This window comes from Planotetraspora silvatica, assembly GCF_016863315.1.
Classification (GTDB): Bacteria; Actinomycetota; Actinomycetes; order Streptosporangiales; family Streptosporangiaceae; genus Planotetraspora; species Planotetraspora silvatica.
On the sequence record NZ_BOOQ01000028.1, the window covers coordinates 163485 to 177840 of the forward strand.

At 72.1% G+C, this 14356-nt stretch carries 15 protein-coding genes; 8 read left to right on the forward strand and 7 right to left on the reverse strand.

The genetic code is table 11. The features are described from left to right. Positions 1-34: 34 nt before the first annotated feature. Both Psi02_RS22245 and pgl read left to right on the forward strand, forming a co-directional pair. Entirely contained in the window at positions 35-949 is a 915-nt protein-coding gene (locus tag Psi02_RS22245) for a glucose-6-phosphate dehydrogenase assembly protein OpcA (RefSeq protein ID WP_239095064.1), read from the forward strand. Between the two features lie 61 nt (positions 950-1010). Next, positions 1011-1787, forward strand: a complete 777-nt coding sequence (gene pgl / locus Psi02_RS22250) for a 6-phosphogluconolactonase (RefSeq protein ID WP_203977122.1) — start codon at positions 1011-1013, stop codon at positions 1785-1787. 101 nt (positions 1788-1888) lie between these two features. Here the strand turns inward: pgl and Psi02_RS22255 are convergent, their stop codons facing one another. The 3 genes from Psi02_RS22255 to nthB are packed head-to-tail and all read right to left on the reverse strand — an operon-like array spanning position 1889 to position 3506. Beyond that, positions 1889-2251, reverse strand: coding sequence for a nitrile hydratase accessory protein (locus tag Psi02_RS22255; RefSeq protein ID WP_203977124.1), 363 nt, complete (start codon positions 2249-2251; stop codon positions 1889-1891). Further along, the gene (gene nthA / locus Psi02_RS22260) at positions 2248-2844 is read right to left on the reverse strand and encodes a nitrile hydratase subunit alpha (protein WP_203977126.1); all 597 of its coding nucleotides are present in this window, start codon (positions 2842-2844) and stop codon (positions 2248-2250) included. The genes Psi02_RS22255 and nthA overlap by 4 nt, the downstream gene beginning before the upstream one ends. Next, a complete protein-coding gene (gene nthB / locus Psi02_RS22265) occupies positions 2841-3506 on the reverse strand; it encodes a nitrile hydratase subunit beta (protein ID WP_203977128.1) in 666 nt (221 codons plus the stop codon). The genes nthA and nthB overlap by 4 nt, the downstream gene beginning before the upstream one ends. 349 nt (positions 3507-3855) lie before the next feature. Between nthB and Psi02_RS22270 the strand changes: the two genes are divergently transcribed. Genes Psi02_RS22270 through Psi02_RS22280 form a run of 3 tightly spaced genes read left to right on the forward strand, consistent with a single transcriptional unit; the run spans position 3856 to position 6351 of the window. Next, positions 3856-4407, forward strand: a complete 552-nt coding sequence (locus Psi02_RS22270; RefSeq protein WP_203977130.1) for an SLATT domain-containing protein — start codon at positions 3856-3858, stop codon at positions 4405-4407. A gap of 46 nt (positions 4408-4453) precedes the next feature. Beyond that, positions 4454-5698, forward strand: a complete 1245-nt coding sequence (locus Psi02_RS22275) for a sensor histidine kinase (protein WP_203977132.1) — start codon at positions 4454-4456, stop codon at positions 5696-5698. Then, on the forward strand, positions 5695-6351 hold the full coding sequence (locus tag Psi02_RS22280) for a response regulator transcription factor (RefSeq protein ID WP_203977134.1): 657 nt from the start codon (positions 5695-5697) through the stop codon (positions 6349-6351). Before Psi02_RS22275 ends, Psi02_RS22280 begins: the two co-directional genes overlap by 4 nt. On the opposite strand, the gene Psi02_RS22285 is transcribed toward Psi02_RS22280, so the two are convergent. Together Psi02_RS22285 and Psi02_RS22290 are read right to left on the reverse strand one after the other, a co-directional pair. Beyond that, positions 6318-7508, reverse strand: coding sequence for a hypothetical protein (locus tag Psi02_RS22285; protein WP_203977136.1), 1191 nt, complete (start codon positions 7506-7508; stop codon positions 6318-6320). The genes Psi02_RS22280 and Psi02_RS22285 overlap by 34 nt on opposite strands. 266 nt (positions 7509-7774) lie before the next feature. Then, a complete protein-coding gene (locus Psi02_RS22290; RefSeq protein ID WP_203977138.1) occupies positions 7775-8710 on the reverse strand; it encodes a hypothetical protein in 936 nt (311 codons plus the stop codon). Positions 8711-8900: 190 nt separating this feature from the next. On the opposite strand from Psi02_RS22290, the gene Psi02_RS22295 reads away from it, so the two are divergent. Next, a complete protein-coding gene (locus Psi02_RS22295) occupies positions 8901-9494 on the forward strand; it encodes a Clp protease N-terminal domain-containing protein (RefSeq protein WP_203977139.1) in 594 nt (197 codons plus the stop codon). 59 nt (positions 9495-9553) lie between these two features. On the opposite strand, the gene Psi02_RS22300 is transcribed toward Psi02_RS22295, so the two are convergent. After that, complete coding sequence (locus tag Psi02_RS22300) at positions 9554-10609, reverse strand: GNAT family N-acetyltransferase (protein ID WP_203977141.1); 1056 nt, start codon at positions 10607-10609, stop codon at positions 9554-9556. 185 nt (positions 10610-10794) lie between these two features. Here Psi02_RS22300 and Psi02_RS22305 point away from each other — a divergent pair, with 185 nt between their 5' ends. Then, complete coding sequence (locus Psi02_RS22305) at positions 10795-12201, forward strand: NAD(P)/FAD-dependent oxidoreductase (RefSeq protein ID WP_203977143.1); 1407 nt, start codon at positions 10795-10797, stop codon at positions 12199-12201. Positions 12202-12360: 159 nt separating this feature from the next. Beyond that, a complete protein-coding gene (locus Psi02_RS22310) occupies positions 12361-13965 on the forward strand; it encodes an amidohydrolase (RefSeq protein WP_203977145.1) in 1605 nt (534 codons plus the stop codon). A 9-nt stretch (positions 13966-13974) separates the two neighbouring features. Here Psi02_RS22310 and Psi02_RS22315 read toward each other — a convergent pair. Next, positions 13975-14356, reverse strand: a 382-nt coding sequence (locus Psi02_RS22315; RefSeq protein ID WP_203977147.1) for an IPT/TIG domain-containing protein, incomplete at its 5' end; no start/stop codon positions are given.

Sequence of the window (14356 nt, forward strand, 5' to 3'; positions counted from 1 at the left end):
ATCCGGCAGGAACGCTGAACGAGCGGAGCGCACGGTGACGACCTTCAACCTGACAGAGACGACGGCGTCGAAGATCTCCTCGACGCTGACCCGGCTGCGGCACCAGATGGGCGCGCCCGCGGTCGGCATGGTGCTGACGCTGGTGATGGTGGTCGACGAGGCCGGGCAGTACGACGCGGTCCGGGCGGCGACCGACGCGGCGCGCGAGCATCCCTCGCGCATACTCGTGGTAATCAACCGCGACCCGGCCGAGGGCAACCGGCTCGACGCCGAGATCAGGGTGGGCGAGTCCTCCCCCGGCGAGATCGTGCTGCTACGCCTCTACGGCAAGCTGACCGGTCACGCCGACTCGGTCATCACGCCGCTGCTGCTCACCGACACGCCGGTCGTCGTCTGGTGGCCGGCCGGCTCCCCCGCGGTTCCCGCGGAGGATTCCGTCGGGAAGCTCGCCAGCCGGCGCATCACCGACTCCCGCGCGGCGCGGGACTCGGTCAAGGCCATCACCACGCGGCTGGACGGCTACGTCCCCGGGGACACCGACCTGGCCTGGACCCGGCTGACGCCGTGGCGGAGCCTGCTTGCCGCGGCCTTCGACCAGCCGGTGGGCGCTATCGAGTCGGGGGTCGTGGAGGCCGCCGCCGGCAACCCCAGCGCGCTGCTGCTCGCGGCGTGGTTGTCGCAGCGGCTGGGCGCCGCCGTCGAGGTCGCCGAGTCCCCGGGACCGGGCCTCACCGCGGTGCGGCTCGCCCTCGCGAGCGGCGGTGAGCTCAAGGTGAGCAGGTCCGACGCCCGCCTGGCGACGTTGTCGAAGCCCGGCCAGCCCGACCGGCGGGTCGCCCTGACCCGCCGGCCGACCTCGGAACTGCTCGCCGAGGAACTCCGGCGGCTGGACCCCGACGAGACCTACTTCTCGGCGATCCAGCAGCTGGCGAAGGTGTCCGCCCACTGACCCGCGGCCGGGGAGTCCGCACGGGCTCCCCGGCCACCACGCACGTGAAAGAGAAATCGTCATGAGCGTTCCCACCGTCATCGTCCACCGCGACGCCGAGGTGCTCGCCCAGGCGGCGGCCGCCCGCCTGATCACCCGGCTGGTCGACACCCAGGCCGCCCGCGGGTCGGCCCACGTCGTGCTGACCGGCGGCACCGTCGGCATCGCGACGCTCGCCGCCGTGGCCGCCACCGCGGCCCGCGACGCGATCGACTGGCGGGCGCTCGACATCTGGTGGGGAGACGAACGCTTCCTCCCCGACGGTCACCCCGAGCGCAACGAGACGGGTGCCCGTCAGGCCCTGCTCGACCATGTCGACCTCGACCCGGCCCGCGTCCACCCGATGCCGGGCCCCGACTCGGGCCTGTCCCCCGAGGAGGCGGCCGAGTCGTACGCCATCGAGCTCGCGAAGGCGGCCAGGCCGGAGGACCACGGCCCGGTGCCGCAGTTCGACCTCCTGCTCCTCGGCATGGGGCCGGACGGCCACGTCGCCTCGCTGTTCCCGGGACAGCCGGCGCTCTACGAGAAGGACCGCTCGGTCGTCGCGGTGCACGGCTCGCCCAAGCCGCCGCCGACCCGGATCTCGCTCACCTTCCCGGCCATCAACGCCGCCCGTGAGGTGTGGGTCGTGGCGGGTGGCGGGGAAAAAGCGCAGGCCGTCCACCTGGCACTGTCGACCGCGGGCCCGATGCAGGTCCCCGCGGCGGGAGCGAGGGGACGGCACGGCACGCTCTTCCTGCTCGACCGGGCGTCCGCCGCCAAGATCCCGTCCACGCTGGGCCGCATCGCCTCCCCCTGACGTATCGCTCGCACACGGGGCGGGCGCCTTCGGGCGCGGCCTGAAGACGATCTCCGGCGCTCCCGGCCCCAGGGCCGGGTCCGTTCCATGGCGGGTGCTGGTCAGTGCGGGCGGCCGTGGCCGTGGCCGTCCGGGTGGTCGTGGCCGGTGGGGCGACTGGCCAGTGCCCGGGCCCGTGCGGTGACCTCGCCGGCGAACACGGTGCCGCCGTCGGCCAGCACGTCCTCCAGCGCGCCGAGCCAGTGCCGGTAGTAGCTCCAGCACTCGTCCTCTGCCGGTGCGGCCTCCCAGGCCGCGATGCGGGCGATCAGCGCCGCCTGGAAGCGCGGCCAGGTGAACACGCCTGTCTCGTACAGGGTGACGGCCATGCCGAACGCCCGGCTCTCCCACGGCTCGGCGAACACCAGTTCACCGTTGGATCGGGGCGGCGCGGCCGGGCCCTCGGCGTTCAGCGGGGCGCTCACGGCGCCTCGACCCTGGCCACGCCGACCATCGCGTCCCGGGTGACCAGTGGAACGAGTTGCTCCTCGGTCAGGCCCTCGGTGCCGGCCGGGCGTTCGGGGAGCACCAGCCAGCGCACCTCGCTGGTGGAGTCGCGGACGATGATCTCCACGTCACCGGGGAGCTCCAGGCCCATCTCGGACAGCACCGTGCGCGGCTCCCGGACCATCCGCGCGCGGTAGGCGGGATCCTTGTACCAGCTCGGCGGCAGGCCGAGCACCGGCCACGGATAGCACGAGCACAGCGTGCAGACCACCACGTTGTGGGTGGTCGCGGTGTTCTCCACCACGACGACGTACTCGCCCTGCGGTCCCCCGAAGCCCAGCTCCGCGATGGCCGCCGTCCCGTCGTCGAGCAGCCGCCGCCGATACGCCGGGTCGGTCCATGCCCTGGCGACCACCTTGGCGCCGTTCAGCGGACCCACGTTGGTCTCGTACTGGGTGATGAGCCTGTCCATCGCGTCCGGGTCGACCAGGCCCCGCTCGGTGAGCAGCTGTTCGAGAGCCTCGGTGCGCAGCGCCGGTGGAAGGCGTTCCGCGGATCCGTCGGAAGTCATGCGATCTTCTCCAGATAGCTCTCGAACAGGTCGACGGTGACGGCGAAGGGTTCGGTGCCGGCACCCCACAGCTCACGCGAGTCGAACCGCACCGAGTAGACGTGCTGCGGGTTCTCACCCAAGAAGTGGGCGTTCGTGTCCGGCAGCACCTCGGCCGGCTGGACGACGTCGACGACTCCGGTGTGCCCGCGCGCGTAGGCGGGAAGCCTGGTATGCCCGGGCGGCGACATGTCCCTGGCACGCACCCTCTCGCCCGCGGCGAAGGCCGGGGCCACGTCCACGGTTCGCAGCGAACCCTCGGCGGTCGGCGCGTAGTCGGGCCTGGCGGGTTCGGGGATCGGCGGCTCCTCGACGTGCTCGCCACGCAGGTTGCGGGCCCGGGCGTCGATCGCGGCCGGCGCCAGGATGGCGCTCTCGGTGAGCATCAGCTCCGCGCTGTTGAGCCAGCGGCCGTAGTAGCCGTCGTCCAGGTAGGCGGTTCGGTCCAGACGCTCCGTCGCATGCCGGAACGCGTCCACGTTCCACCCGGCCACCGGGATGGAGAAGATCCCCAGCGCGAACGCCCGGCCCTGCCATGGCTCCTCGAAGACCGGCTCGTCGATCCTCGGCGGATGAGTGGGGCCCCACCCCCGGGTGCCCCCCATGTCGGCGATCCCGTCCATGCCATCACCCCTCGATCCACGATGGCAGACAGACCTTCAACGCAACGTCTACGCGCGGGTGCCGAAAACTCATTCCCGCAGGTCACCATGGGTGATAGGGGTCTCCGTCCGGCATCTCCCCTATGATGGCCGCGCCGGTGCGACCCCCCGCCGGCATGGCTGTGGCGGCCCCTGCCGCGGGAGACGAGTGACCATGCCCGACGAGCCCTCGACCACCCGAGACCGGTCGCGACCTGAGCCGCGCACGGAAACCGCCGAGCGACCTGAGCCGCGCACGGAGGCCGCTGAGCGTCCTGACCCCGTGAAGCGGACGCGTCCGAGTGTCCCGGATCGCCGCGGGCGGCGAGACGTGCCCCCCTTTCCCCTCCTCGCTCCGGAGCAGTGGCGCGCTCCTGAGGAGGCTCTGCGCCAGATGTACGCCGGCGCCGAGGCCAGGGCGATCGCGAACGCGGATTGGTACCTCGCCGACCGGGTCCGCAAGCGTGTGGCCGCGCGGATCCTGCGCGGCCTCGCCATCGTGCTCGGAGCGGCGGGTGCCCTCCAACCCCTGGCGACGGCGGGAAGTTCCGACGGCAGCCTCGCCTGGGGCTATGTGCTGCTGGCCGCCGCCGCGGTGTGCATCGCCTTCGACCACTTCCTCGGCCTGTCGTCCGGGTGGATGCGCGACATGGTGACCACGCAGCGGATCCAGCACCGGCTGGTGGAGTTCCAGCTCGACTGGGCCGCGATGAACGCCCGCGACGCCATCGGCCCGGACCAGTCGTCGGTGCACGACTACCTTGCGCTGCTCCGGTCGTTCATGTCCGACATCTCGGTCATCACCGCTGAGGAGACCTCGGAGTGGGTGAGCGACTTCCAGACCGCGGTGGCGCAGCTCAACAACCCGACCGGCAATCGCTGAGGCCGCTCGAGCCGCTGTCGGCGCGGTTTCGGCCAGAATGACTCGGGTGAGGATCCGCGTGCTGGTCGGCCCGCTCGTCAGCGGCACGACGTACCGGCGCGGCGTCCATCTGCTGCTCGGGGCCGTCCTGCTGTTGCCGTACGTGCTGGTGGGCGCGGCCTTCGCGCAGCTGCTGACCGCTCCGCAGATGCCCCTGCAGCTGACCCTGCTCGTGCTCGCCGTCGCACTCGTGGTCGCTGCGGTGCCGCCGTTCCTGCGGGGCACGCGAGCCCTCGAGATCGTGGCGGCGCGCTCGCTGCTCGGCGTCTCCCTGCCTGACCCTCCCGCGACGGCCGAGCCGGTACGCGAGGCGGGGGACACCAGGCTGCGTGCTGCGCTGTGGTTCACGATGCACCTCACGATCGGCGGCCTGGTGGCGGCGCTGCTGCTCATCCCCCTGACGACGGCCGTGCTCTTCATCGGGCAGCTCCTCGGCATCGGCGGCGAGTCGCTCGCCGGTCTGCGGCTCGGGCCGCTGGACGAGCACGACTCCGGCTGGCTGGCGCTGCTCGGCGCTGTGATGATCGTCTGCGTCGGCTACGCCGTGGCCGGGCTGGGAGCGCTCGCCGCGATCATGGCCCCGGTGCTGCTCGGCCCGTCGCCCGCCGAGCGGATCGCCGCCCTGGAGGCCGGTGCCGTACGGCTCGCCGAGCGGAACCGCCTGGCCCGGGAGTTGCACGACTCCATCGGTCACGCGCTGACGGTGACCACGTTGCAGGCGGCGGCCGCACGGGAGGTGCTCGACGACGATCCGGCGTTCGCACGCCGCGCCCTCGCCGCGATCGAGGACACCGGGCGCGCGGCGGCCGATGACCTCGACCGCCTGCTCGGCATGCTCAGGGACGGCGAGGCCGCCGAGCGTGCGCCGCGTCACCGGCTCGCCGACCTCGACGGGCTGACGACCCACGCGCGCGGCACGGGCGTCGAGGTGCGTACCGAGATCGAGGGACCGGTGGACGGCCTGCCCGCCACCGTGTCGCGTGAGGGCTATCGCATCGTCCAGGAGAGCCTCACGAACGCGCTGCGCCACGCGGGCCGGGTGCCGGTGGCGGTGCGGATCACCGTCGACGGCCACCTGCTCCTCATCGACGTGGCCAATCCGGTCACGCGTCCGGAGCGGCCGAGGGAGGGCGGCCACGGCCTGGACGGGATGCGCGAACGGGTGCGCCTGCTCGGCGGCACCATGACGGCCGGGCCGGAAGACGGGCGGTGGCGGGTGACGGTGCGGTTGCCTACGGGAGGACGGTCATGACGATCAGGGTGGCGATCGCCGACGACGAGGAGCTGATCCGGGTCGGGCTCCGGGTCGTCATCGACGCGCAGCCAGACCTCGAGGTGGTGGGCGAGGCGGCCGACGGGGCGGAGGTGCCCGCGATGGTCGCCCGCACCAGGCCCGGCGTGCTGCTGATGGACGTGCGGATGCCCGCCATCGACGGCATCGAGGCCACCCGCCGGTTGCTGGCCTCGTCGGGCGAGCCGCCGAAGGTGCTGGTCATCACCACCTTCGAGAACGACGACTACGTGTACGAGGCGCTCCGCGCGGGCGCGAGCGGGTTCGTGCTCAAGCGCACCCGGCCGGCCGAGGTGGTCGAGGCGATCAGGGTGCTGGCGGGCGGGGAGTCGGTGGTCTTCCCCGCGGCCATCCGGCGCCTGGCCGCCGCTTACGGCTCCGGCGGGCCGGCCGGTGACCGGCTCCGCCGGGCCCGCCTGACCGAGCGCGAGACCGAGATCCTCCGGCTGATGGCGACCGGGCTGTCCAACGCCGAGATCGCCTCGGCCCTCGTGCTGGGGGCCGAGACGATCAAGACGCATGTGGGCAACGTGCTCGGTAAGCTCGGCGCCCGCGACCGGACGCAGGCGGTCATCGTCGCCTACGAGTCCGGGTTCATCAGCCCCGCGGGCTGAGCGCTCCCCTGCCCGCAGGTGGCACAGGCCCCGCGCCGCCGCAGGTGGTAGGCGTAGGCGGCGAGTGCCAGGGCGACTCCCCACAGAGGCCACAACATGTGCGTGACGACCAGCAGCTTGCTGTATCCGGGTGTGTGCCAGATCTTGGCCGAGGTCGCGATGCTCAGGCCCGCGGAGACGACGATGGGCGCGACATAGGCCGCCGGGATCACCGCGAGCTTGATCGGCACCCGCCGTCCGGCCAGGCCGACCATCCAGCGCGGGAACACCTCACCCCACCGCTGGATCAGCCCGAGGGTCAGGATCGCGCCGACGACGGCGAACGCCCCGAGTCCCGCACCGGCCCAGACGCCTCCGCTGTCACGCAACGAGCGCAACATCTCGTCGCTGATGCCGAGAGGGACGCCCGCCAGCCAGGACAGGCGGCTCGCGGCGTAGAACAGCGGCACCACGACGGCGACCAGTGTCGCCCGGCGGCCCCACGTGACGATCCGCGCGTGGTCGGCCGCGCCTCCGCGGCGGCCGCACCGGGCGCAGGCCCCGCGACTGCGGCGCTGCCAGGACAACACCGCGAACCCGAGCAGGTAGCCCCCGGCCATGCACCACAGTTCGTTGGCCAGCGTCCAGTCGAGGACGCGCGCGTAGTCGACGTCCGGCGGCCAGCCGAACGGGGCGCCGATGATCAGCATGGGCGCGTATCCGGTCAGGGCCAGCGCGTCTGCGCTCGGCACGACCGCCAGCAGGACGACGGCCACCGTGTACCCGAAACCCAGCAGGAGAGCCCGTGGCGCGCCACTCAGCCGTACGGCATGCCGCCCGGCCATGGCCAGGGCCGCGACGGCGGCGGCCAGCAGGACGGCGGCGAAGACGGGGGCGCCCACCTCCGGCCGGATGCCGTGGAGGAGGGCCATGGGATCGTCGCCCCCGAACGGGAATCCGCTGCCGGTCAACGTCCAGACGAGCGCGAGGATGCCGTACGTCGCCGTCCAGGCGACGGCCGCGTAGCCGGCCCAGCCGGTTCGCCGCGAATCCGGCGGCGCGGCGCCCCCGTCGAGTCTCCGGCGTCCTGCGCCGGATGCGCCGGCGGCGGCCGGCCGGCCGGTGACCGGATCGGATGGACTGATGGGATCGGATGGACTGATGGATGGAATCGCCATGGCGAGCCCCTTCGTGGGAGGTGCGGTGTGCACATCTCACGATCGCCGCGGGACGGTTTCCGCGACTCCCCTCACGATGGGAACCGCCTCCCCCACACGGGGGATCCCCGCAGGCCCAGGCCGGGACGGCTTTCCCGCGGGCGGGAGCTCGCACCGATCCGATCGCCCTGTCCCTCTCAGGAGCTCGCGTCAATCCGAGGCCCTTGTCCCTCTCGGGAGCCCGCGCCGATCCGATGCCGCTGTCCCCCTGAGGCGCTTCGCGTGGCTCAGTCCTCAGCGGGCGGAAGATCCCTGAGCGCCGCCTCGGCCCGGTCGGCGCGGAGGCGGGCGGACTCGGCCGCCCGCCGGGCGCGGTCCTCCTCGCGCCTGGCCACGTCGAGCCGGTGCCGCGCCGCGGCCTGCCGGTCCTTCGCCGCGGCGAGCTCGCCGGAAAGCTCGGCCACCCTGTCCGCCAGCCGGTCGTGCTCCCCTACGGCTTCCGACAGCTCGGCCTCCCAGGACGAGTGGCCCTCCCCTGCCTCGGCCGCGGCGTTCCGGGCGTCGGACGCGGCCTTCTCCCGCTCCTTGCGCTCACGCTCGGCCTTCTCCCTCGCGGCCCTCTCCTTCGCGGTAGAGCCGTCACCTTTGCGCCGTTCGCTCGAGGGCACACCGGCACGCCGTCCACTCGGGAGCGCTCCGGCGCCGGCTCCGGTCTCCGCAGGGTGCGCCCGCACCGGCCTGACCACCGGCGCCGGGGCGAAGCCGCTGTAGCTCAGCCCCCGGATCAGCCGTCCCTGCCGCACCTGCGCCGAGGCGGTCTCGTCGACGACCGCGGCGTCCAGTGTCTGCTCGACCTCGGTGCCGGCCGTTCCCGAGAGCGGCTGCCCGTCCGCCTCCGCGTCCTGCCGGATCAGACGGGCGACCCGGGCCGTCGCCGCCGACCGCTCCTGGGTGAGGGCGGCCAGGGCCTCGGCGTCCTGCCTCCGCCAGGCCTCGCGGAGGCGCGCGCCCACGTCGAGGAACTCGTCGAGCTCCTCCGGGTGCCGCCGCGAGGCCTGGTTGACCGCCCAGCCGACGACCGTGGGGCGGCGCAGCGCGGAGATCTGTCGGGCGAGCGCCGCGTCTCCGGCCGTCTTGGCCTCCTTGGCCAGGGCGTCACGGGCGGCGACGAACTCGCCCGGCGCGAGGCCGTACAACCGGTCGGCTGCCGCGTCGAGATCCATGGGTCCACCTGTACCCGTCGTGGTGCCCCACGTCCACCGTCCCGCGGCCCTCGCGCCACCGTGTCCTCACCGTCCCGCACAAGGGCACGCCGTCCCCACCAAGCCGGAACAGCATTCTCAGCGGTTCGCGCCACCGTCCAGGGGTCCTCCTGACGCATAGTGGAAGCACCGCCAACGACGGAGGCCTCCCGTGTTCGAGCGCTTCACCGACCGAGCCCGCCGAGTCGTGCTTCTCGCCCAGGAGGAGGCGAGGATGTTCGACCACCGCTACATCGGTTCGGAACACGTCCTGCTCGGCCTCGTCCACGAGGGCGAGGGGGTGGCCGCCAAGATCCTCCAGGAGGAGGGCGTCGAACTCGACGCGTTGCGCGAGGACGTCAGGGAGATGGTCGGCACGGGTTCCTCCCCGAGCCCCGGCGAGCACATCCCGTTCACCCCGCGGGCCAAGAAGATCCTCGAGCTCTCGCTCCGCGAATCCCTGAACCTCCGCCACAACTACATCGGCACCGAGCACATCCTGCTGGGCCTGATCAGAGAAGGCGGCGGGGCCGGCGCGCGGTTGCTCATCGCGCGCGGGGCGGACTTCGACCGGATGCGGCAGAAAGTCATCGAGGAGACCCGGCTCCAGCGCGAAGCCGGCGGCCACTCCGGGGCCTTCCCGACTGTGGGGCCTTCGCTCATGGCCAAGGTCGACCGGCTGCAGGAGGCCGTGGAACGCATCGAGCGCCGCCTCGACGCGATGAACGCGCCGCCGGACCCCGGCCCTCCCGGCTCCGCTGAGTGATCATCCTGGCCCGGTGTTCCCTGAGCCTCACCGGACCAGGATGGATCACATGTGACGGCTCAGCTCGAAGAAGCCGCCATCACACCCACGGCGATCCGCGCCTCCATCACACCGGGATCCTCGGTGTGGGTGAGCGTCGCGCCGAGGGAGGTCAAAAGCCTGCGCATGCGGGCGTTGTCGAACAGCAGGCTCGCCCGCACCTCGGCGAACCCGAGGTCGCGCGCCTCCTGCATGATCATGCGGGCCATCGCGGTGCCGATGCCCCGCCCCTGCCAGCGGTCCTCGACCAGGAAGGCGATCTCCGCGATGCCCGGATCGGGGGTGAACATCAGGGAGGCCACCGCCACGACCTGACCGTCGTGCCCCGCCACCAGCGAGTGGCCGCGGCTGCGGTCGCAGAGCCGGTCGAACACCCTCGGCGGGAGCGTCGGCATGGCCGTGAAGTACCGGAACCGCCGCGTCTCCGGTGAGCAGCGCTCGTGCAGGTCGCGCAGCGCCTCCCGGTAGAGCGAGGTGAGGGGCCTGATCAGCACCTCTGCGCCGTCGGCCAGTCGCAGGGGCCCCTCGGTGGGTGCGACCTCGGCGGGCGGCTGCGCGAGCCGTACGAGAGCGGCGGCCCGGGCCGCCTCGGTCAGGGTGAAGGGCAGCCCGGCACGGCGGAGCCGGATCGCCCGGCGCGGAGCCACGGGGACGACCAGCAGGGTGGGGTCGGGCAGATCCCCGGCCTCGGCGTCCCCTCGGGGACGTCCGGGGTCGGCTCCGTAGACCCAGCGGGAGTCGTCGGCCCGCAGTAACTCCCCGAGGACCTCGGGCAGCCGCCACGGCATCGACCGGAGCCGGGCGGCGAGCAGCAGCGCGCGGGTCGGCTCGTCGGTCAACTCGTGTGCCGTGGCCGGCACGACCTGGACCCGGCGGCCTCCCGCGGCCTCCAGCGCCTCACGCACCACGTCAGGCGAGGCCGGGATCTCCGTAACGAACTCGTCGACCGTGCCGTCCGTATCCGGCTGGACGGACAGGCCGAGGATGTTCCCGCCCTTCTCGGCGAGGGCCGCCGCGAGCGCGGCGAGACGTCCCGGCCGCTCGTCGACCGTCGTCCGGACCCGTAAGAACCCCATCGGTGCCGCTCCCTCCGTTGCGCTGACCCCAGCTTGACGCACCTCTGTTACACGATTGCTACGCAACAGTGAGCTGGCCGTTTCGGATGGATGGACGCTCATATGACTGCGGTTATCCGCATAATCATCGCGATTGGCCAACGACTTCCGTCGCGTGATGCACCGGACAGAACGGATATAGCAGGATGTCCACCATGAGTGCTCCACTTTCTCCGGGTTTCGTCAACGGTGATGTGTCGTTCTGGTATCGCTCGCTCGGACTCCCCGTGCCCGGCGATCCCCTGGGGGGCGACATCGAGGCCGACGTTGCCATCGTGGGAGCCGGCTACACGGGCCTGTGGACCGCCTACTACCTGAAGAAGGCCAGGCCGTCGCTCAGGGTCGTGGTGCTGGAGAAGGAGTTCGCCGGCTTCGGGGCGTCCGGGCGCAACGGCGGATGGCTCACCGGCGCGCTCGCCGGAACGCCGGAGAGGTACGCCAAGACCCACGGCCCGGACGCGGCCAGGCGGCTGCAGCGCTCGATGTTCGGCGCGGTCGACGAGGTGGTCCGGGTGGCCGCCGAGGAGGGCATCGAGGCCGACATCGTAAAGGGCGGCATCACCACCGTGGCCAGGTCCGCGGCCCAGGCCGGACGGTTGCGGGAGGACCTGGCCTGGCAGCGGGATTGGGGCTGGACCGAGGAGGACGTACGCCTGCTCCCCCCTGAGGAGATGGACGCGCGCCTCCGGGTGAACGGCGCCGTCAGCGCGACGTGGAGTCCCCACTGCGCCCGAATCCAGCCCGCCAAGCTCGCCCGCGGGCTGGCCCGGGCCGTACGGGATCTGGGGGTGGAGATCTATGAGCGGACGCCGGTGACGGAGATCGCCCGCGGCCGGGCGGTCACACCGCACGGCACGGTGACCGCCGGCCACGTGCTGCGGTGCACCGAGGGATTCACCGCGACCATCCCCGGACATCACCGCGACTGGCTCCCGATGAACAGCTCGATGATCGTCACCGAGCCGCTGCCCGAGAAGGTGTGGGACTCCATCGGCTGGGCGGGCCGCGAGTTGCTCGGCGACATGGCGCACTACTACATGTACGCCCAGCGGACCGCCGACGACCGCATCGCCTTCGGCGGCCGGGGCAAGCCGTACCTCTACGGATCGAAGGTCGACGAGCGCGGGCACACGCACGCCTGGACGGTCGACGCCCTCTGGGACCTGCTCACCTCGTTTTTCCCCGCCGTCGGCTCGTCGCGGGTGGCGCACGCGTGGTCGGGCGTGCTCGGCGTGCCGCGCGACTGGTGCGCGACCGTCCACGTGGACCACACGACCGGCCTCGGCTGGGCCGGGGGGTACACCGGGCACGGGGTGACCACCACGAACCTGGCCGGGCGCACGCTGTGCGACCTCGTCCTGAGGCGGGAGACCGAGCTGACCGCGCTGCCATGGGTCGACCGGCGTGTCCGCGCCTGGGAGCCCGAGCCCCTGCGCTGGCTCGGTGTGCACTCGATGTACCGCCTCTACCGCCTGGCCGACGCCCGCGAGAACCGGGGAATGACCAGAACGTCCGCCCTCGCCAAGATCGCCAACAAAATCACCGGCCACTGACCTCTTTTCACCGTGATCATGCACACCTTCGGAGATGGGGCCGATGACCTCGCCGAACGCCGATCGTGATCATGCGCGGATTCGGCGCCGACTACTCTGACCTGAGAAAACACCACTCGTGATCATGCAGTTCGCACCACCCAGAAGGGCACCAGGCCTGTGAGCAGTGACATCCTTTTCCGTGGCGGCCGCGCCTTCACCCCGGACGGCTTCGCCGAGGCGGTCCTCGTCAGAAACGGCCTCATCACCGCGGTCGGCGCCGAGTCCGATCTCGTACGGCTCTCGCCCGGTGCCGAGCCCGTCGACCTCGCAGGCGGCCTGCTGACACCGGGGTTCACCGACGCCCACATCCACCCCGTGCAGGCGGGACTCGAGCGGGCGAAGTGCGAACTGTCGGAGATCTACGGCCTGAACGAGTACGTGGCGAAGATAGCCGACTATGCCACGACAAATCCGGATAAGGAGTGGATCGATGGCGGCGGCTGGGACATGTCGGCCTTCCCCAACGGTCTCCCCCACCGATCCCAGCTCGACTTCCTCGACCGGCCCGCCTACCTGATCCAGCGCGACCACCACGCCGCCTGGGTCAACACCCGCGCGCTGGAGGTGGCCGGGATCACCCGGGACACCCCCGACCCCGCCGACGGCCGCATCGAGCGCGACCCCGACGGCACTCCCAGCGGCGTCCTGCACGAGGGCGCCATGGACCTGGTCGGCCTGCTCACCCCGCGTCCGACCCCGGCCGACGCCGACGCGGCCCTCCTCGACGCCCAGGCGTACCTCTTCTCGCTCGGGATCACCGGCTGGCAGGACGCGATCGTCGGCTCGTACGCCGGATCGGACGACAACCTGCCCACCTACATCGAGGCCGCCGCCGCCGGACGCCTGAAGGCGCGCGTCGTCGGCGCCCTGTGGTGGGACAGGACGCGAGGCGCCGAGCAGATCCCCGACCTCGTCGAGCGGCGCGCGAAGGCCGAGGGGCTCGACCGGTTCCACGCCACAGCGGTGAAGATCATGCAGGACGGCATCGCGGAGAACTTCACCGCGGCCGTCATCGAGCCCTACTGCCGTTGCGGCGGCACCGGCCTGTCGTACGTCGACCCCGGGTTACTCAAGGGCTACGTCCAGGAACTCGACGCCCTCGGCTTCCAGGTCCACTTCCACGCCATCGGGGAGCGTGCCGTACGGGAGACGCTGGACGCCCTGTCCGGCACGCGTCCGGAGAACCGGCACCACATCGCCCACCTGCAGATCATCACCCCGCAGGACGTGCCGCGCTTCGCCGCGCTCGGCGTGACGGCGAACCTGCAGCCGCTCTGGGCGACCCACCACGCCCAGATGGACGAGTTGTGCATCCCCTTCCTCGGCGAGGAGCGGTCGGCCTGGCAGTACCCCTTCGCCGATCTCGTACGGCACGGCACCCGGTTCGCGGCGGGCTCGGACTGGCCCGTCTCGTCGGCGGACCCGATCCAGGGCATGCACGTCGCGGTCAACCGGACCGAGCCGGGCAGTTCGGTCCACGCGTCCTACCCGACCGCGCAGACCCCCTTCCTGCCCGGCCAGAGCATCGACCTCAGGACGGTCATGAACGCGTACACGGCCGGCTCGGCCTGGTTGAACAGGTCCCCCGCGGGCGTGATCGAGGAAGGCCGCCCGGCCGACCTCGTCGTGCTCGACCGTGACCCCTTCACGCTCGACCCCGCCGAGATCTGGACGGTGCGGGCACGGATGACCTTCGTCGACGGCGAGCAGGTCCACGGCTGAGGACGAGGGTCATACGTACGTGTAGGGGATCCCTGGGGAACTCGCACCCCCGGCCGTGGCGACCGTGACGAGGGCCGACCCGGTGCCGGCCGGCGCCGTGGCGACGATCCGCGTGTCGGAGACGACCGAGAAGGGGGCGCGCACGGCGCCGAAGAAGACGTCGGTGGCGTCGGTGAAGACCGAGCCCGCGATGGTGACCGAGTTGCCTCCCGCGGCCGGTCCCTGATTCGGGTTCAGGGCCGTGACGACGGGGGTCCCCACGTAGGTGTAGGCGGTGCAATCGCTCACCGGGCTGGTCCCCCCTGGCGTGGTGACCGTGACGTGGACGGGACCCGAACCACTGGGTGCCGTCGCGGTGATCTGTGTACCGGAGTTCACGGTGAACGAGGCC